We start from the raw sequence: 18,197 nt of genomic DNA, 5'->3' as shown, positions 1-18,197 counted from the left end.
CGGCGGCTCGTCTTCACATCACCTCACTTCACGCATCACGTCATTCGACGCGTACCGCCCCAAGCGCCTCGTTCAGCGTGCGGCTCGGCCGCATCACCTCTTCGAGCTTGTTGAAGTCCGGCTTGTAATAGCCGCCGATGTCCGCCGGCGCGCCCTGCACCGACGCGAGCTCCGCCACGATCACCTGCTCGTTGGCGGTCAGCTGCGTCGCGAGCGGCGCGAACTGCGCGGCGAGCGCGGCGTCGTCCGTTTGCGCGGCCAGCTCCTGGGCCCAGTACATCGCCAGATAGAACTGGCTGCCGCGATTGTCGAGCTCGCCCGTCTTCGGGCTCGGGCTGCGATTGTTGTCGAGCAGCTTGCCGGTTGCGGTGTCGAGCGTCTTCGCGAGGATCTTCGCCCGGTTGTTGCCGGTCTTGATGCCCAGTTCTTCGAGCGACGCCGCGAGCGCGAGGAACTCGCCGAGCGAGTCCCAACGCAGATGGTTTTCTTCGACGAGCTGCTTCACGTGCTTCGGCGCCGAACCACCCGCGCCGGTCTCGTACATGCCGCCGCCCGCCATCAACGGCACGATCGACAGCATCTTCGCGCTCGTGCCCAGCTCCATGATCGGGAACAGGTCGGTCAGATAATCGCGCAGGATGTTGCCGGTGACCGAGATAGTATCGAGCCCGCGCACGACGCGCTCGAGCGTGTAACGCATCGCGCGCACCTGCGACATGATCTGGATGTCGAGGCCGGTGGTGTCGTAATCCTTCAGGTAGGCCTCGACCTTCCTGATCAGCTCCGCTTCGTGCGGGCGATACGGGTCGAGCCAGAACACCGCGGGCATGCCGGAATTGCGCACGCGCGTGACCGCGAGCTTGACCCAATCGCGGATCGCCGCGTCCTTCACCTCGCACATGCGCCAGATGTCGCCCTGCTCGACGTTCTGCGTGAGCAGCACCTCGCCGCTGGCTAGATCGACGATGCGCGCCTCGCCGTCTTCCGGCACTTCGAAGGTCTTGTCGTGCGAGCCGTATTCTTCCGCCTTCTGCGCCATCAGGCCGACGTTGGGCACGGTGCCCATCGTGACCGGATCGAACGCGCCGTTGGTCTTGCAGAAGTTGATGATCTCCTGGTAGATGCGCGCGAACGTGCTCTCCGGGATCACCGCCTTGGTGTCTTTCGGACGACCGTCGGCGCCCCACATCTTGCCGCCGAGGCGAATCATCGCCGGCATCGACGCATCGACGATCACGTCGTTCGGCGCGTGCAGGTTCGAGATGCCCTTCGCCGAATCGACCATCGCCAGTTCCGGACGATGTTCGTGGCATGCGTGCAGGTCGCGGATCACCTCCTCGCGCTGCGATTCCGGCAGCGTCTCGAGCTTCTCGTACAGATTGACGAGGCCGTTGTTGACGTTCACGCCAAGTTCCTCGAACAGCTTGCCGTGCTTCGCGAACGCGTCCTTGTAGAACACCTTCACCGCGTGGCCGAAGACGATCGGGTGCGAGATCTTCATCATCGTCGCCTTCACGTGCAGCGACAGCATCATGCCGGTCTTGCGCGCATCTTCCATCTGGTCTTCATAGAACGCTAGCAGCGCCTTCCTGCTCATGAACATGCTGTCGATGATCTCGCCGTCCTGCAGCGCGACCTTCGGCTTCAGCACGATCGTCTTGCCGTTCTTCGTGACGAGTTCCATCTTTACGTCGCGCGCGCGATCGAGCGTCATCGATTTTTCGCCGTGATAGAAGTCGCCGTGCCGCATGTGCGCGACGTGCGTGCGCGACGCCATGCTCCATTCGGCCATGCTGTGCGGGTGCTTGCGGGCGTAGTTCTTCACCGCTGCCGGCGCGCGACGGTCCGAGTTGCCCTCGCGCAGCACCGGGTTCACCGCGCTGCCGAGACACTTCGAGTAGCGCTGACGGATCGCCTTCTGTTCGTCGGTCTTCGGATCTTCCGGATAGTCGGGCACCTTGTAGCCCTTCGCCTGCAGTTCCCTGATCACGCTCGTCAGTTGCGGCACCGATGCGCTGATGTTGGGCAGCTTGATGATGTTGGTGTCGGGTAACGAGGTCAGGCGACCGAGTTCCGCGAGGTTGTCGGGCACCCGCTGCGCTTCGGTCAGAAACTCGGGAAACTCACCGAGGATGCGGCCCGCGACCGAGATGTCGCTGGTCTCGACCTCGATGCCGGCCGGCCTGGTGAAGGTCCGGATGATCGGCAGGAACGCGGCCGTCGCAAGCAGCGGCGCCTCGTCGGTGAGGGTGTAGATGATGGTCGGTTGCTGGGTCGTCATTGCTAGGCTCTGGGCGGGCGGTTGAGAGGCATCTCGCACGTGATACGGGCAGGATGCGCAAACGTCGATCAGGAAAACGACAACGCTAGGACACAAACGCTGTGCGTGGCGGATGGCGACGCGGGGCCCTGGAACGCCAAAGCGGAACGATTAAGCGAACACGGCGGACTGCGTCGCGCAGCGGGTCGCACGGTTGGATTCTGCCTCATTTTTGGGCTGCCAGGAGAATTCGGAATGTGAACAACGGGAGCACGCATGGACACGGCAGAGCAAATGACGATCGCGGCTGACTGGATACGCGAAGCCGACGGCATTCTGATCACGGCAGGCGCAGGCATGGGCGTCGATTCCGGACTACCCGACTTTCGAGGCGATCACGGATTCTGGGCGGCTTATCCGGCGTTGAAGACCGGCGGAATCAATTTCCATGATATTGCCAATGGAACAGCCTTCCTGCGTGATCCGGTCCGCGCATGGGGTTTCTACGGCCATCGGCTCAACCTGGACCGGCGCGCCGTCCCGCACGCGGGTTTCGAGAGCTTGCGCCGCTGGGCATCGGCGAAAAGAAGCGGCGGGTTCGTATTCACCAGCAATGTCGATGGCCAGTTCCAGAAGGCCGGCTTCGCCGACGATCGCCTGTTCGAATGCCACGGATCGATCCATTTCCTGCAATGCGGACAGTCCTGCAGTACGCCTGAATAAATCAGAACCCGAATTTTCATGCGTCGCCCATTCCTCTCCCTGTTGTCGCCTGCTAGCGTGGCAGTCCCGACAGCTACGGAGAAGTTCGGAATGTCGTATCAACAGGATGCGGACGGCGTGCGCGTGGTGCTCAGCGCGCCGCAACTGGCGGCGGTACTGGCAAGGCAGTCAATCACCCAGACCGAAATGCTTTCCAACCGGCTATGGGGCGGGTTGCAAATCGTCGGTGGCGTGCTGGAAATGGTCGGCGCAAGTGCGTTGTGTGTGATCCCGGAACCGACCATGCTCACCAAGGCAGGGTGTGTCGTGTTCGGCGTACATGGTTCTGGTACGGCGGCGGCTGGTTTGCGTCAGGTCTGGACGGGCCAGGACACGGCCACATTGACACAGCAGGGCACGACGAAGCTGGCCGAGGCAATGAAGGCAAGTCCTGACATGGCCAACAATATCGGCCTGTCACTTGACATGGTCGTGCCGTTCAGCTTTGCCGGGTCAATCAAGGCGATGCGGGCTGCGCGTATCACGATGGGCGAGATCAACCTGAACATGCATGAAGCGAAGACGCTTCGCGGGGTTGGCGGGCATACACTTTTGAAGCATGTGGGAAAGGATGAGGCCTGGTTGCGACAAAGACTGAAAGATGAGCCGCGGATAAAAGCGGCGACATCATTTAAAGACCAGAAGACTGCCGAGAAAGCCATTTCGGAAGTGATGATGGGCGAAACTACCCGCATCAGATCCTGGTCTCAGTCTACGACGAGTGCTCCGTTGCGTTTAACAAGGCACATATCTGGGGACGTGGGTTACGGGGTTGTCAGGAAGACAGGACAATTTGCGAAAGGAAACAAGGTTTTGGTGGTACTTAAGCGGGAGATATACAATGGAATGCCCTATTACGTCCTGACGGCGTTCATCGACTTATGAGACGCAGTTATGAATGAAAATCCGCTGTACCCCGAACTAAACCAGCTCTTTGGTGTGTACCTTAACGAGGATTTTTCGTACTGGGGTAACACCATCAAAGTGATCATAGGTTGCTACAGAAGAGATAGTTCACAAGAGAGTTTAAGGAACATACTTGTTGAAATTGAAAACTTCGAGAGAGAGAACTTTAGCAATCTGGACGATGCATTCGAAGAGGCGTATGGCTCCCAGTTCGGCCCGGAGTTGTGGGGTTACACCACTGCTTCCTTCCTTGACGAATTGAAGCGGCTACTGAGTGAGTAGGCAATTGCTCGGGACAGACTATAAAGAAGGCCCGCCATTGTCGCGGGCATTTTCACGCACGCGCCCCTCAACACGCAGACAGGGAGTGAAGGCTTATCGTATGGTTGACGGTGAGGAATATGGCAATCTGACGGGGTTGATTCGCTCTCGTTTCCACGAAGATTTTGACCTTTTCGGAAACTCAGTAGAAGAACTCGTTTCTTCCTATACCGCGAAAATGTCAACGACTGACATTGACGCGCTCATGTCTGACATAGATTCATTCAAAGCCGACTATCCAGAGACGTTGGACTCAGAGTTCAAGGAGCGGTTTGGCCGCCAGTTCGATCCTGTTTTGTGGGGCTACACGACGGCTTCCCTCCTTGATGAAGTAAAACGGTTGCTGAGTGAGTAGGCAATTGCTCAGGAGCGGACCCGCGACGAGACACTGACGTCAGTCGCACTATCACGCATGCCAAGCGTGCGAACATTCGCACCGGTACAATCCTCCGATATCGATGTTCCCGCAGATCTGCCAAACCAAGCCGGAGCGTGTGATGGACGGCGATACCCGGAAAGCCCAATCCGACTGGATTTCCCGTTCGGAATCCACCCACGGAGTCGAACGCATCGAAGCGTTTTTCCACGGCAACGCGTACTCCATGCATCGGCACGACACCTACGCGATCGGCCTGACCCTCGCCGGCGTTCAGTGCTTCCATTACCGGCGCGGTTTGCGCACCAGCCTGCCCGGGCAGACCATGGTCCTGCATCCCGACGAAGTGCACGACGGTCAGGCCGGCACGAACGAGGGATTTCGTTATCAGATGATTTACGTGCAGCCCGCTGCAATCCAGGAAGTCCTCGGCGGCCGCCCCCTGCCGTTCGTCGAAGGCGGCGTCACGACCGATCCGCGCCTGTTCGAAGCCACGCAGACAGCGCTGCGCCAGATGCGTGGCGACGCGGAGCCGCTCGAACGTGACGACGCGCTCGCCGGTCTCGCGCTCGCGCTGGATAACGCCTCGGGCGCGCGGCAGACGCGCAGGTCCGCGGATTTCGCGGCAGCGCAGCGAGCACGGGAATATCTGCACGCATCGTGCACGCACACCGTCACGCTCGATGAACTTGCCGTCGTCAGCGGGCAGGACCGCTGGAGCCTGTCGCGCGATTTCCGAACTTTTTACGGCACCAGCCCCTATCACTACCTGGTCATGCGCCGGCTCGAAGCCGCGCGCGCGATGATGCTGCGCGGCGTTTCCCTCGTGGACGCGGCGGCAGCAGCCGGCTTCGCCGACCAGAGCCACATGACCCGACATTTTCGCCACGCATACGGAATCTCTCCCGCACGTTGGCTCGCGATGACGAGCGATCGGCACGCCGGCTAACGCAAGCTTGCACGATCGTTCAAGACACTCGCCGGCGGCGGGACTATGCTCTGTTCCAGGTATCACCCGAATGGAGCCACCATGCACAGCGATTCCCAGCCGACACCCGAGCAACGCGGCCAATACAAGACCATCAACCTGCTCGACAAGATCAGTCAGATCGACGACCACTGGCAGCCGCGCGTCGTGGCTGAAATGAATGACTATCAGTTCAAGGTCGTAAAGATAGCCGGCGATTTCGTCTGGCATCGGCATGCCGATACCGACGAGACGTTCATCGTCCTCGCAGGCCGGTTGCGCATCGACTTCCGCGACCGCTCGATCGAACTGTTTCCCGGAGAAATGGCGGTGGTACCAAAGGGAGTCGAGCACAAGCCGTATGCCGAGTCCGAGGTGAAGCTGCTGCTCATCGAACCGCGCGGCGTCGTCAATACCGGCGATACGACCACCGAAAGAACGGCCGAAAACGACGTATGGATCTGAGAGCCGCCATGCAAACGCCGCGGCCGATCGTTCGCGAAGCCGTTTTCCCCGCCGACACCCACAACCTCGTCGCCGTGATCCGCGAGTATGTCCGCTGGCTGGATATGGATCTGTCGTACCGTGGATTCGATGCAGAAATGGACGCGTTCGAACACGTTTATACGCTGCCATCCGGCATGTTCTTCGTCGCCGACGCCGGCGGCGAGCTCGCCGGTTGCGCGGGGCTGCTGCGCCATACGGCAGAGACTGCGGAAATCAAACGGCTCTATGTTCGTGAAGCATTCAGAGGGTTGTCGCTTGGCGAAACGCTGGTCACATCGGTGATCGGGAAAGCGAAGACATTGGGATTCTCGACGCTGGTTCTCGACTCGGTTCCGCAAACCCGTTTTGCACAGCGCATCTACGAGCGGTTAGGGTTCGTCGAAACCGCGCCCTACTACGAGAATCCAGTCGAAGGCACACGGTTTCTTGCGCTCGTTCTATGAGCGCGAATGGCATCCTGTCGGTCGATCAGACCCAGGTTAGCCGTCGCCATATGTCCAGCTTTTGAGCGTATGAAACGGAGGCATGGGCGGGACTACTCGATGGCAAACGGACAAGCCGATATTGCACTCCCCGCTCGCCCAACGCTTTCATCCCGATTTTGGCCGCCGTCCCCCCGTTGAAGGCGATGGTAGCCAGTTTCGGCAGCGTATCGATGAGAGCAATCAGATCGTTGCTGGCATGGTCGCGAATCCGGCTATCCAGGCTTCCTGCTCGACGAGCCTCGGCAACGACATCCCATAGTCCGATATGGTGTTCGAGCAACGTCTCGAGACGCGTCGAATAGGCCATACCAACCAGATCCCGTTCTATCGCTTCACCGACCAGTAACCAGAATTTGTTCTGCGGGTGTGCGTAGTATTGGCCGTGAGCCAACGACACCTCGCCCGGCAAGCTACCGAGGATCAAGACCCGCGTATCAGCGTCGACGACAGGCGCAAAGCAACGCTTGAACGACATCAGCGGCTCCGCTCGTCGGCGCTGCGCGGCACGCTGTGCGCACGCGACGCGGTGTGATCGAGCGGACGACCGTGCTCGCGCACCCGCGCGTGCGCGACATGCGCCGCGCCGGTGCCTGACGCGGCAGCGTGCGCGCGAGCGGCCGCGTCCAACGCACGCAAATGCTCCCACAGTGCCGGCAACATGCATTCGCTCACCATCAAAGGCGCGCCATGCCGCTCGAACACCGAGCGACGCGCCACCAGCGCATGCGGCGCATGCCGATCGCCGCCGTCGATTTCATGCGCGGCCAACCGATACAACGGATGCCGCTGCCCCACCCTGCGGCTCACCAGCGACGAACGCGCGACACTGCTATCGCTATACAGCAACTCCGCGAGCGGCCGGGTGCGCAGCCGGCGCGTCGCCTGCCAGATGCCGACGCTCGCGGCACGCGGCGTCACGCTATGCGCGGCGACGAATGGCACGCCATCGACCGACAGCACCACTTCGCGCACCCACACCGGCGCGCGCGGCGCGAGTCCGAGCGCGGCGGCTTCGTCGGGCCACGGCAGCGCGACGGCTTCGCGAGTCACGCGCACCGCGACCGCGCCGAGCGCGCGCAGGTGCGCGGTCAGTGAACCGCCGCGGGTCAGCCAGTCTTTCTGGGCGGCGCTGAAAGTGGCCAAAGGCGCGACGCGCCAGTGGGCGTCGGCGGGATCGAAACGGATAGGCATGGTGTCGGATTATAGCGGCGTGCTCCGACGGTAATTTTTCGCGGCAACGACCGCGGCGATCGTGCGCGCGGCTTCAGCCAGGGGAGCCGACGCAAACCAGAAGGCAAAAAAAAAATGCGCTGCCGAAGCAGCGGCATTTCTCAACTACCGGGCGTCAATCCAGCAACGACATCAACGCTTTCGGCTCACGCTCAAACCGCGCGCGACAGCAGCAACGCATTGGTCCGCTTCACGAAGCTCGCCGGATCTTCCAGCGCGCCGCCTTCGGCGAGCAGTGCCTGATCGAACAGCAGATGGCACCAGTCATCGAAATTCGCGCTATCGGCATGCAAACCCTTCACGAGGGCATGCTCCGGATTCACTTCGAGAATTGGATGGAACTCAGGCGCCTGCTGGCCCGCGGCCTTCAGCATGCGCTGCAGGTAGCCGCTCATTTCGCCGTCGTCGGCAACGAGGCACGACGGCGAGTCGGTCAGGCGGAACGTCAGACGCACGTCCTTCGCCTTGTCCTTCAACGCTTCCTTCATCTTCTCGACGAGCGGCTTGAACGCTTCGCCGATCTTCTCCTGCGCCTCTTTTTCCTCGTCGTTCAGCGCGCCGAGATCGAGGTCGCCGCGCGCGACGCTTTGCAGCGGCTTGCCGTCGAATTCGTTGAGGAACGACAGCATCCATTCATCGACGCGATCGGTCAGCAACAGCACTTCGACGCCCTTCTTGCGGAACACTTCGAGATGCGGGCTGTTCGACGCGGCCTGCCACGTGTCGGCGGTCACGTAGTAGATCTTCGTCTGCTCGGGCTTCATGCGAGCGACGTAGTCGGCCAGCGACACGGTCTGCTCGGCCGTGCCCGTATGCGTCGTCGCAAAGCGCACGAGCTTCGCGACGCGCTCGCGATTGGCGAAGTCCTCGCCGATGCCTTCCTTCAGCACCTGGCCGAATTCCTTCCAGAAGCCCGCGTACTTTTCCTTCTCGGCGTCGTTGTCCGCGTTGGCCAGTTCTTCCAGCATCGACAGCGCGCGCTTGGTCACGCCTTCGCGGATCGCCTTCACGTCGCGGCTTTCCTGCAGGATTTCGCGCGACACGTTGAGCGGCAGATCGGCCGAATCGACCACACCCTTCACGAAGCGCAGGTACGTGGGCAGCAGTTGCTCGGCGTCGTCCATGATGAACACGCGCTTCACGTACAGCTTCAGTCCGCCGCGCTGCTCGCGGTTCCACAGATCGAACGGCGCGTGCGCCGGCACGTACAGCAGTTGCGTGTACTCGCTGCGGCCTTCGACGCGGTTATGCGTCCACGTCAGCGGGTCTTGATGATCGTGCGAGATGTGCTGGTAGAACTGCTTGTATTGCTCGTCGGTGATGTCGTTCTTCGAACGGGTCCACAGCGCGCTCGCCTGGTTGACGGTCTCGTCCTCGTCCTTCGTGACCATCTCGCTCTTTTCCGCGTCCCACTCTTCCTTCTTCATCAGGATCGGCAGCGCGACGTGGTCCGAGTACTTCTGGATGATCGACTTCAGCCGATACGACGACAGCAGTTCGTCCTCATCGGCACGCAGATGCAGCGTGATGGTCGTGCCGCGCGCGGCGCGCTCGATCGTCTCGACCGCGAAATCGCCTTCGCCCGCGCTTTCCCAGCGCACGCCTTCCGAGCCCGGCAAACCGGCGCGGCGCGTCTCGACGGTGATCTTGTCCGCGACGATGAAGCCCGAGTAGAAGCCCACGCCAAACTGGCCGATCAGCGCCGCGTCCTTCTGCTGGTCGCCCGACAGCTTGCCGAAGAATTCCCTGGTGCCCGAACGCGCGATCGTGCCGAGGTGCGCGATCGTCTCGTCGCGGCTCATGCCGATGCCGTTGTCGTCGATCGTGATGGTGCGCGCGGCCTTGTCGAACGACACCCGAATCCGCAGGTTCGGATCGTTCTCGTACAGCGCGCTGTTTTCGATCGCCTCGAAGCGCAGCTTGTCGGCCGCGTCGGACGCGTTCGAAATCAGCTCGCGCAGAAAGATTTCCTTGTTGCTGTACAGCGAATGGATCATCAGTTGCAGAAGTTGCTTCACTTCTGCCTGAAAGCTCATGGTTTCTTGTGCCATGGTCGGACTTCCTCTCTGTTGCGAATTGGGGGATGAGCGGCGGCCGAAGCGGATTCCAACCGCGGTTCGGGCTCGCCGTGCCGGAGCGCCGGACCGCCGGATCGTCCGCGCAAATGGGGACGCTCCGGCGCGGTTTCAAGAGCCGCGGCGCGCGACGCCGTCGAGATAACGGCTTAGGAACGCCGGTAATTCAGGATCGCCGCAATTGGCGATGTTGAAGCGCATCCACGTGCTCGGCGACTGCTGCGGCGAAAACAGCCCGCCCGGCGTCAGCAGATAGCCGGCTTCGTGCCCGGCCGCGGCGAGCGCGCCTGCGTCGACGCCGGTGTCGGCCCACAGGAACATCCCGGCCGTCGGCGTCAGAAACAGCTTCATGCCGGTCTTCTCGATCATCCGCACGGCCTTCTCGCGCACGCCGTCGAGCCGTGCGCGAATGCGCTCGACGTGCCGCCGGTAGTGGCCCTCGGTCAGGATCTTGTAGATCACGCGCTCGTTCAACTCCGGGCTCGTCATGCCGACCAGCATCTTCTGATTGGCGACCACCATCGCGACCTCTGCCGCGCACGCGATGAAACCGACGCGCAGATTCGGCGCAAGCGTCTTCGAGAAACTGCCGAGGTAGATCACGCGCTTTAGCTGATCGAGGCTCGCGAGCCGTGTACCCGCGTAGCTGGGCGGGCACAGGTCGCCGTAGATGTCGTCCTCCACGACGATGAAGTCGTACGCCTCGGCAAGCCGCAGGATGCGGAACGCCTGCGCGGCGCTCAGCGAGGTGCCGGTCGGGTTCTGCAGCACCGAGTTGATCACCAGCATTTTGGGGCGCCATTCCTGGACCAGCGCTTCGAGCGCGTCGAGATCGGGGCCGTCCGGTGTGTACGGCATGCCGACGAGCCGCGCGCCCTGCGACGCGAAGCAGCCGAACATCTGGAACCACGCCGGATCGCCGACGATCACCGCATCACCCGGCTTCACGTAGATGCGCGAAATGAGGTCGATCGCCTGGGTGACGCCCGACACCATCACGATCTGCTCGGGCGACGCGCCGATCTCCAACTCCTCGAGCCGCGTCTGCAACTGCTGACGCAGCGGCAGGAAACCTTGCGCGGTGCCGATGCCGAGCATCTGCATGCCGCTTTGCCGGCCGAGCGTGCGCAGCGCGTTGGTGATCAGGTCGCCGTCGAGCCAGCGGGCCGGCAGATAGCCGAGGCCCGGGCTGCGCTCGGGCCGCGCGCCGGTGTGCAGCATGTTGCGCAGCAGCCAGACGACGTCGATATTGGCCGGCGCGGGCAGCGTCTCGGCGCGCGGGTGCAGCTCAGAGACCGTCGCCGCGCCGCCCTGGCGCTCGCGCACATAGAAGCCGGAGCCGCGCCGCGACTCCAGAAAACCCTGCGCGACGAGCCGCTCGTACGCTTCGACCACCGTGAAGCGCGACACGCCCTTGTCGAGCGCGAGCTTGCGGATCGACGGCATGCGCATGCCGGGGCGGAACACGCGCTCCTCGATGCGGCGCCGCGCCCACTGGACGAGCTGTTCGACTAGCGTCAACGACGCGGTGTCGTGCGGGGCAGGAATCTGGGTAAGCGGGACGGACATGACGGACTCCAACTGTACCGAATAGTATCGCGCCGATTGTACCGTTACTGTGCAGGTCACGGCCGTTACATTCGAATCCAGCGAGGCTGGTGACACCATGTAATTCCATACGTATGGCCCGCCGATCCGGCAAACGGTTATGCTTACGGCCCCGGCAGCGCAGCCTCAAGCGTGGCGCGCAACTGGCCCTTGCGCAGAACAGCGTTTTCCATCGATCCGCCATGACCACCCTGACAGCCCAATCGCTCAGTCTCGATCACCTCGTCGTCTCCGCGCGCACCTTGGACGAAGGCGTCCAGTACGTCGCCGATACGCTCGGCGTCGCGCCGGCCGGCGGTGGCGCGCATCCGCTGATGCGGACCCACAATCGCCTGCTCGGCCTGTGGGGCGGGGTCTACCTGGAAGTGGTCGCCATCGATCCGCACGCCGCGGCCGAGGCAACCGATGGCACCGCGCCGCGCCCGCGCCTGTTCGCGCTCGACGACCCGGTGACGCAGGCGCGACTGGAAAACGGGCCGTATCTGTCGCATTGGGTCGCGCGCGTCGAGCGGCCGAAGCATCTGGCGACGTGGCAAGCGCAGTATCCGCAGCGCATCCCGCCGGTCGTGCCGATGACGCGCGGCGATTTCACGTGGGGCCTGACGGTGCCCGACGACGGGTCGTTCCCCGCGTGGCAACGCGCCGGCGACGGCGTGCTGCCCTCGCTGATCCAGTGGGACTCGATGCGGCATCCGTCGCAGTCGCTGGCGCCGACGAACCTCGCGCTGAAAGCGTTGAAAGCCGTGCATCCGCGGCCAGAGCTGATTAGCGAGCAACTGCGCTGGCTCGGCGCCGCGCACCTGCTCGACGTACAGCCGACCGACGGCGCGGCGGCGCTCGTCGCCGAATTCGAAACACCCGAGGGTTCTCGAACCCTCGGATAAACAGCGCGTGGTTGGGCAACCCCCATGGCAACCCCGGTGGCACCCCAGCGGCAATGGTTGGCCAGTCGCGCGATAATTGAAATTTTGACCGGTTCCAGAAATACCAGAGGAGATCATGGACCAAAGCGACCTGAAAGCCCCGACGTGGCAATTGTCCGAACGCGCGCGCAAGCTCACGAGCTCCGCGATCCGCGAGATCCTAAAGGTCACGGAACGGCCCGAAGTCATCTCCTTCGCCGGCGGCCTCCCCTCGCCTGCCACCTTCCCGGCCGAGCGCATGCGCGAGGCGTCCGACCGCATCCTGCGCGACACGCCCGCCGCGGCGCTGCAGTACAGCGCGACCGAAGGTTATCTGCCGCTGCGCGAATGGGTCGCACAACGCTACTCGATCAACGGCGCGCAGATCCGTGCGTCGCAGGTGCTGATCACGACCGGCTCGCAACAGGCGCTCGACCTGCTCGGCAAGGTGCTGATCTGCGTCGATAGCCCGGTGCTGGTCGAAACGCCGACCTACCTCGGCGCGCTGCAATCGTTCTCGATGTACGAGCCGCACTACGTGCAGGTGCCAACCGACGAGCAGGGCCTGATCCCCGAGGGCCTGAAGCCGGAACTGACCAATGGCGCGCGTCTGCTGTACGCGCAGCCGAATTTCCAGAATCCGACGGGCCGCCGTCTGCCGGTCGAACGCCGCCGCGCGCTCGCCGAGTTCGCGAAGACCGCGCCGTTCCCGGTGATCGAGGACGATCCCTACGGCGCGCTCGACTACGCGGGCGAACCGCTGCCGACGATGTTGTCGATGGCGCCCGATCACATCGTCTATCTCGGCTCGTTCTCGAAGGTGCTCGCGCCGGGTCTGCGCGTCGGTTTCATCATCGCGCCCGAGGAACTGATCTTCAAACTCGTGCAGGCCAAGCAGGCCACCGACCTGCACACGCCGAGCTTCACGCAGCGCATCGTGCACGAGGTGGTCAAGGACGGCTTCCTCGACACGCACGTGCCGACGATCCGCGAGCTGTATCGCAACCAGTGCGACGCGATGCTCACCGCTCTCGAGCGCTATATGCCCGATGGCGTCAGCTGGAACCGTCCGGAAGGCGGCATGTTCATCTGGGTCAATCTGCCGGCGGGCATCGACACCATGAAGCTGCTCGAGGAAGCGGTCGCGCAGAACGTCGCGTTCGTGCCGGGCGCTCCGTTCTTCGCGAGCGAGGCGCAGCACAACACGCTGCGTCTGTCGTTCGTCACGGTGCCACCGGCTAAAATCGACGAAGGCGTGGCGCGTCTCGCCGCACTCGTGCGCGCGAAAATCTGAACGGCGTTAGCCGCACTGCCATCGGGGTGAAGCTTGCACGCGCGTTGCGTGCGGACTTCGCCCCGCCTGCATTCATGCAATCTCACCGAAACGAGGACACGATATGGCTCAATCGAATGTGTACGACAAGCTCAAGGAACTCGGCATCGAATTGCCGGCGGCGGGTGCGCCGGCAGCGGCCTATGTGATGAGCGCGCAAAGCGGCAACACGGTGTACCTGTCGGGCCACATCGCCAGGAAGGACGGCAAGGTGTGGGTCGGCAAGCTCGGCGCGACGCTCTCCACCGAGGAAGGCAAGGCCGCCGCGCGCTCGATCGCGATCGATCTGCTCGCCACCTTGCATGCGCACGTCGGCGACCTGAACCGCGTCACGCGCGTCGTCAAGCTGATGAGCCTCGTCAACTCGACGCTCGAGTTCACCGAGCAGCATCTGGTCACCAACGGTGCGTCCGAGCTGATCGCCGACGTGTTCGGCGAACGCGGCAAGCACGCGCGCTCGGCGTTCGGCGTCGCGCAGATTCCGCTCGGCGCGTGCGTGGAGATCGAGCTGATCGCCGAGGTCCAATAGCATCGACGCGATGTGACAATGCGTGCGGTGTCGCGCGAGATTGGCACCTGATTCACGCCGCATTGCGATTGAAACGCGCCGACCGGTGTCACGCACCGGCGGTGCGTTTTTGTTTTATGGCGACGGTGGATCGCCGCCGCGCAGGCGGATAGAATCCGCGAACTCCCTCAACGTCCTTTGCGCCGGAGCCTGTCGATGTCCGCTCACACCGTTCGTTTCAAACAGGTCGACGTGTTTACGTCGACACCGTTCAAGGGCAATCCGCTTGCCGTCGTGTTCGATGCCGACGCGCTCGATACCGCGCAAATGCAGGCCATTGCGCGCTGGACCAATCTGTCCGAAACCACGTTTCTGCTAAAGCCGACCGCCGCGGCCGCCGACTATCGCGTGCGCATCTTCACGCCGGGGGGCGAGTTGCCGTTCGCGGGTCATCCGACCTTGGGCACCGCGCATGCTTTGCGCGAAAGCGGCTACCAGCCGAAGCAGGCCGGCAAGCTGATCCAGCAATGCGGCGTGGGTCTCGTCGAACTCGAAGCGCTCGACGGCGGCGACAACATGCACGGCGCATGGGCGTTCGCCGCGCCGCCCGCGCGCGTGACACCACTCGCCGAGCATCGTTACGAAGCGCTGTCTACGGCTTTACGTAGTCAGGCGATCGACTTCAGCGCGCCGCCATGCGCGGTCGACAACGGTGCGCCGTGGCTCGTCGTGCGGGTCGATTCGGCACGCGCCTGCCTCGCGCTCGAACCCGACGCGGCGGCGCTCGCCGAGCTCGCGCATTCGGTCGACACGCACGGCGTCGCCGTGTATGGACCGCACGACGCCGACGGCCCCGCGACGTTCGAGGTCCGTTGCCTGATGGCGGGCGGCGGCTTCGGTGTCGGCGAAGACCCGGTGACGGGCAGCGCCAATGCCGCGCTCGCGGGTCTGCTGAACCTGCAGCACCGTCGTCCCGCCGCGCGCTACACGGCGCGTCAGGGCACCGCGCTCGGGCGCGCGGGCGACGTGTCGGTCCACTACGACGATGCGCGCGGCAAGATCTGGATCGGCGGGCCTTCGGTGACGATCGTCGACGGCACGTGCCGGCTCGTGTAAGCGAGCTGCGGCTTCGCGCGCACGCCACGGCGACACGCCACATGCCGCCGCTTCACACCACAAAAAGCCGCAGCGCGATGGCGTCGCCATACCTGGTTCTCCGAATTCATCGTGGCCGGATTGCAAAAGCCCTGCCAGAAACTGCCGAGTGGCAGGCACCGTTGCCGATGAAGTCTTCGACAAACCACGGACCGGCCGCGTCATAAGACCGGCGATGCAGGCCACGTGAACAGCCGCACCCGGGCCCCCGCCGCGCGAGCGTATACCCCATGCCCGGAAGCTTCCTTAATCCAGTGGCATTCAGTAATATCGAACCGTATCCGATGACCTGTGGACGGTCCGGCGCGGCGCCACGCCCTCTCATCCTGCGCAGCAGCTTTGGCATCTTGGTCACCATGCAGCCATCCATCTATTTCGCGCAGTCGATGCCCATGCGTTTGCAAGCGGCCCGCACCCGGCCAAGGCCCGCGCGATGACTCAGTCCCGCTTCTCCGAGCCGCGCGAAGCCAGGCCGCGACGCGATCCATTGGTCACGCGCCGGCGCGCATTGCTCGTCATTCCCGCCCTCGGGGTACTCGTACTGATCCTGCTGTGGACCGTGATCTTCGCGCGGCTGTCGGTAGAAAGGGACGCGACGTACCGCGAAGCGATGGCGTCTTCCGCAATACTTTCCGCGGCGCTCGAGCAGCACACCATCAAGGCGATTCACCAGGTCGATCAGATCACGCGCTTCGTCAAGTACGAGTTCGAAAAGACGCCCAATCATTTCGATCTCGCGAGCACGGTCGAAAAGGGCGTCGTGCAAAGCGAAACGCTCGTGCAGGTGTCGATAATCGACGAGCACGGCAGACTGATCGCCAATACGGCCGAACTCAACCCCGCTCACATCGACTTGTCGGACCGCGAGCACTTCAAGGTCCACGAGCACGAAAACGACGACCAGCTGTACATCAGCAAGCCCGTGCTCGGCCGCGTGTCGGGTCACTGGACGCTGCAGATGACGCGGCGTCTCAATCATCCGGACGGCTCCTTCGCGGGCGTCATCGTGGTCTCCGAAGACCCGAGCTACTTTACGTCGGACTTCTACAACAACGCGGCGATCGGCCGCGAAGGCGTGATCGCGGTGATCTCGGACAGCGGCACCGTGCTCGCGCGCCGCACCGGCAACGCCAGCAGGACGAGCAGCACGTTCACCGCGAGCGGCACGTATCCGACCTCGGAGCATGTGTCGGGCACCTACGTCGATTCGATCGACAACGTCACGCGCATCGTGTCGTACCGGCACATCGACGGCTATCCGCTCGGCGTGCTCGTCGGTCTTTCGCAGGGCGAAGAATTCGCCGATTACAACCACACGCGCAACGTCTATCTGTTGATGGCGGGCTTCATCTCGCTCGCGATGCTCAGCTTCTTCGCGGTCGCGACCGGCCTGATAGGCAAACTGCTAGGCCGCGAGCGCGAGATGACGCAACTCGTCGAATACGATCTGTTGACCGGCCTGCGCAATCGCTACGCGACGCTGCAGGCGCTGCGCCATGACGTCGCGCAGCCGTTCAACCTGGGTCGCCTCGCGATTCTTTTTATCGACCTCGACAACTTCAAGACCGTCAACGACACGCTCGGCCACAACGCCGGCGACATCGTGCTGCAGATGACAGCCTCGCGCCTCGCCACCGCGGTCGGCGACGACGGCGCGCTGAGCCGCATCGGCGGGGACGAGTTCGTCGTCGTGATCAAGGGCGACGATGTCGAAAAGCGCGCGGTCGCGCTCGCCGAAGCCGCCGGCGAAGCGTTCTCGAAGCCGTTCGAGGTGCGCGGCAGCGCGTTCGTGCTGCATGCGAGCATCGGCATCGCGCTGTACTCGGTCGCCAACGAAAGCGAGATCGACCTGCTGAAGAAAGCCGACCTCGCGATGTACAGCGCGAAGGACGCCGGCAAGAACTGCTACCAGTTCTATTCGCCGCATCTGTCGCATCGCGCCGACCATCTGATGAAGTGGGAGCAGCAGTTGCGCGTCGCGCTGGCCGAGGGGCAACTGTTCCTCGCCTATCAGCCGAAGATCGATCTGAAGCGCCGCTGCATCACCGGCTTCGAAGCGCTCGTGCGCTGGAACCATCCGCAGCACGGACTGATCCCGGCCAACGAGTTTATCCCCGTGGCCGAGTCGACCGGCCTGATCGTGCCGATCGGCGACTTCGTGATCGAGACCGCATGCCGTCAGCTCGCGCAATGGCAGCAGCAGGGCTACGACACGCTATCGCTCGCGGTGAACATTTCGGCGGTGCAGTTCTGGCGCGGCGACCTGTTCGAAACGGTCTCGCGCGCGATCGAGGAAACCGGTATCTCCGCCCGTCGCCTCGAACTCGAAATCACCGAAACGACGATGATGGAATTTCCGGAAGTGGTCTCCGAAAAAATCTTCGCGCTGAAGCGTCTCGGCGTACGCATCGCGCTCGACGATTTCGGCACCGGCTACTCTTCGCTGTCCTATCTCAACCGCTTTGCCGTCGATACGCTGAAGGTGGACCGCTCGTTCGTCCAGGCGATTCCGGGCGACCGCAGCGTCTGCGTGATGGTCACCGCGATCGTCAACCTCGCGCGCTCGCTCGGGCTCACGGTGGTGGTCGAAGGCACGGAGACCGAAGAGCAGATTGCGTGGCTGGCCGCGCTCGGCCATATCGAGGCACAGGGCTTCCTGTTCTCGCGGCCGGTGCCAGTGGAGGCGATCCCGGCACTGCTCGAGCGCTTCGGGGTATGCGGCATGAACAGCGTCGGCGGCCGCCGCGTCGCGCACGAAGCCCACAGCGCAAGCAGCCTATCCAGCAACAATTAAAGGACGGG

General features: G+C 63.2%; 16 protein-coding genes and 1 pseudogene. 12 read left to right on the top strand and 5 right to left on the bottom strand.

The genetic code is table 11. From position 1 onward, the window contains the following. Positions 1-40: 40 nt before the first annotated feature. Positions 41-2,281 carry an NADP-dependent isocitrate dehydrogenase gene (locus tag OKW37_RS09000; protein ID WP_090803620.1) on the bottom strand — a complete coding sequence of 747 codons (2,241 nt, stop codon included), beginning with the start codon at positions 2,279-2,281 and terminating at the stop codon, positions 41-43. Positions 2,282-2,536: 255 nt separating this feature from the next. On the opposite strand from OKW37_RS09000, the pseudogene OKW37_RS08995 reads away from it, so the two are divergent. From OKW37_RS08995 to OKW37_RS08965, 7 genes and pseudogenes are all read left to right on the top strand, one after another. Then, positions 2,537-2,968: pseudogene (locus tag OKW37_RS08995) on the top strand (SIR2 family NAD-dependent protein deacylase); the annotation flags it as partial. A 105-nt stretch (positions 2,969-3,073) separates the two neighbouring features. Then, positions 3,074-3,907, top strand: coding sequence for an RNase A-like domain-containing protein (locus tag OKW37_RS08990; protein WP_429406914.1), 834 nt, complete (start codon positions 3,074-3,076; stop codon positions 3,905-3,907). Positions 3,908-3,916: 9 nt separating this feature from the next. Further along, the gene (locus OKW37_RS08985) at positions 3,917-4,210 is read left to right on the top strand and encodes a contact-dependent growth inhibition system immunity protein (RefSeq protein WP_184059469.1); all 294 of its coding nucleotides are present in this window, start codon (positions 3,917-3,919) and stop codon (positions 4,208-4,210) included. An 85-nt stretch (positions 4,211-4,295) separates the two neighbouring features. Further along, a complete protein-coding gene (locus OKW37_RS08980) occupies positions 4,296-4,604 on the top strand; it encodes a contact-dependent growth inhibition system immunity protein (RefSeq protein WP_429362017.1) in 309 nt (102 codons plus the stop codon). A gap of 142 nt (positions 4,605-4,746) precedes the next feature. Beyond that, complete coding sequence (locus OKW37_RS08975; RefSeq protein ID WP_429406917.1) at positions 4,747-5,574, top strand: AraC family transcriptional regulator; 828 nt, start codon at positions 4,747-4,749, stop codon at positions 5,572-5,574. A gap of 81 nt (positions 5,575-5,655) precedes the next feature. Further along, on the top strand, positions 5,656-6,057 hold the full coding sequence (locus OKW37_RS08970; RefSeq protein WP_090803614.1) for a cupin domain-containing protein: 402 nt from the start codon (positions 5,656-5,658) through the stop codon (positions 6,055-6,057). Continuing rightward, the gene (locus OKW37_RS08965) at positions 6,048-6,542 is read left to right on the top strand and encodes a GNAT family N-acetyltransferase (protein ID WP_429406919.1); all 495 of its coding nucleotides are present in this window, start codon (positions 6,048-6,050) and stop codon (positions 6,540-6,542) included. The genes OKW37_RS08970 and OKW37_RS08965 overlap by 10 nt, the downstream gene beginning before the upstream one ends. Positions 6,543-6,567: 25 nt before the next feature. Here the strand turns inward: OKW37_RS08965 and OKW37_RS08960 are convergent, their stop codons facing one another. The 4 genes from OKW37_RS08960 to OKW37_RS08945 all read right to left on the bottom strand — a co-directional run bounded on the left by OKW37_RS08960 (position 6,568) and on the right by OKW37_RS08945 (position 11,458). Next, a complete protein-coding gene (locus tag OKW37_RS08960; protein WP_429406921.1) occupies positions 6,568-7,059 on the bottom strand; it encodes a DNA-deoxyinosine glycosylase in 492 nt (163 codons plus the stop codon). Next, entirely contained in the window at positions 7,059-7,775 is a 717-nt protein-coding gene (locus OKW37_RS08955) for a chorismate--pyruvate lyase family protein (protein WP_429509801.1), read from the bottom strand. The genes OKW37_RS08960 and OKW37_RS08955 overlap by 1 nt, the downstream gene beginning before the upstream one ends. 191 nt (positions 7,776-7,966) lie before the next feature. Next, entirely contained in the window at positions 7,967-9,865 is a 1,899-nt protein-coding gene (gene htpG / locus OKW37_RS08950; protein ID WP_429406923.1) for a molecular chaperone HtpG, read from the bottom strand. A gap of 135 nt (positions 9,866-10,000) precedes the next feature. After that, positions 10,001-11,458, bottom strand: a complete 1,458-nt coding sequence (locus OKW37_RS08945; RefSeq protein ID WP_429406925.1) for a PLP-dependent aminotransferase family protein — start codon at positions 11,456-11,458, stop codon at positions 10,001-10,003. A gap of 230 nt (positions 11,459-11,688) precedes the next feature. Here OKW37_RS08945 and OKW37_RS08940 point away from each other — a divergent pair, with 230 nt between their 5' ends. From OKW37_RS08940 to OKW37_RS08920, 5 genes are all read left to right on the top strand, one after another. Then, positions 11,689-12,381 (top strand): VOC family protein, encoded by a 693-nt coding sequence (locus tag OKW37_RS08940; protein WP_429408455.1) that lies wholly within the window; start codon positions 11,689-11,691, stop codon positions 12,379-12,381. A 115-nt stretch (positions 12,382-12,496) separates the two neighbouring features. Beyond that, positions 12,497-13,693 (top strand): PLP-dependent aminotransferase family protein, encoded by a 1,197-nt coding sequence (locus OKW37_RS08935; protein WP_429406927.1) that lies wholly within the window; start codon positions 12,497-12,499, stop codon positions 13,691-13,693. 103 nt (positions 13,694-13,796) lie between these two features. Next, entirely contained in the window at positions 13,797-14,261 is a 465-nt protein-coding gene (locus tag OKW37_RS08930; RefSeq protein ID WP_184059485.1) for a RidA family protein, read from the top strand. Positions 14,262-14,456: 195 nt separating this feature from the next. Further along, a complete protein-coding gene (locus OKW37_RS08925; RefSeq protein ID WP_429406929.1) occupies positions 14,457-15,356 on the top strand; it encodes a PhzF family phenazine biosynthesis protein in 900 nt (299 codons plus the stop codon). A 472-nt stretch (positions 15,357-15,828) separates the two neighbouring features. Continuing rightward, entirely contained in the window at positions 15,829-18,189 is a 2,361-nt protein-coding gene (locus OKW37_RS08920) for a bifunctional diguanylate cyclase/phosphodiesterase (protein WP_090803602.1), read from the top strand. The last annotated feature ends 8 nt before the right edge of the window (positions 18,190-18,197 follow it).

Source organism: Paraburkholderia sp. MM5482-R2 (genome assembly GCF_050436125.1).
GTDB classification, from domain to species: domain Bacteria; phylum Pseudomonadota; class Gammaproteobacteria; order Burkholderiales; family Burkholderiaceae; genus Paraburkholderia; species Paraburkholderia tuberum.
The sequence above is the reverse complement of the archived record's forward strand: the minus strand, read 5'-3'. Positions and strand labels throughout refer to the sequence as shown.

Bases quoted from the DNA above. Each gene is read 5' to 3' on its own strand.
- OKW37_RS09000 (WP_090803620.1), bottom strand. From the start codon at position 2,281: ATGACGACCCAGCAACCGACCATCATCTACACCCTCACCGACGAGGCG.
- OKW37_RS08990 (WP_429406914.1), top strand. From the start codon at position 3,074: ATGTCGTATCAACAGGATGCGGACGGCGTGCGCGTGGTGCTCAGCGCG.
- OKW37_RS08985 (WP_184059469.1), top strand. From the start codon at position 3,917: ATGAATGAAAATCCGCTGTACCCCGAACTAAACCAGCTCTTTGGTGTG.
- OKW37_RS08975 (WP_429406917.1), top strand. From the start codon at position 4,747: ATGGACGGCGATACCCGGAAAGCCCAATCCGACTGGATTTCCCGTTCG.
- OKW37_RS08970 (WP_090803614.1), top strand. From the start codon at position 5,656: ATGCACAGCGATTCCCAGCCGACACCCGAGCAACGCGGCCAATACAAG.
- OKW37_RS08965 (WP_429406919.1), top strand. From the start codon at position 6,048: ATGGATCTGAGAGCCGCCATGCAAACGCCGCGGCCGATCGTTCGCGAA.
- OKW37_RS08960 (WP_429406921.1), bottom strand. From the start codon at position 7,059: ATGTCGTTCAAGCGTTGCTTTGCGCCTGTCGTCGACGCTGATACGCGG.
- OKW37_RS08955 (WP_429509801.1), bottom strand. From the start codon at position 7,775: ATGCCTATCCGTTTCGATCCCGCCGACGCCCACTGGCGCGTCGCGCCT.
- htpG (WP_429406923.1), bottom strand. From the start codon at position 9,865: ATGGCACAAGAAACCATGAGCTTTCAGGCAGAAGTGAAGCAACTTCTG.
- OKW37_RS08945 (WP_429406925.1), bottom strand. From the start codon at position 11,458: ATGTCCGTCCCGCTTACCCAGATTCCTGCCCCGCACGACACCGCGTCG.
- OKW37_RS08935 (WP_429406927.1), top strand. From the start codon at position 12,497: ATGGACCAAAGCGACCTGAAAGCCCCGACGTGGCAATTGTCCGAACGC.
- OKW37_RS08930 (WP_184059485.1), top strand. From the start codon at position 13,797: ATGGCTCAATCGAATGTGTACGACAAGCTCAAGGAACTCGGCATCGAA.
- OKW37_RS08925 (WP_429406929.1), top strand. From the start codon at position 14,457: ATGTCCGCTCACACCGTTCGTTTCAAACAGGTCGACGTGTTTACGTCG.
- OKW37_RS08920 (WP_090803602.1), top strand. From the start codon at position 15,829: ATGACTCAGTCCCGCTTCTCCGAGCCGCGCGAAGCCAGGCCGCGACGC.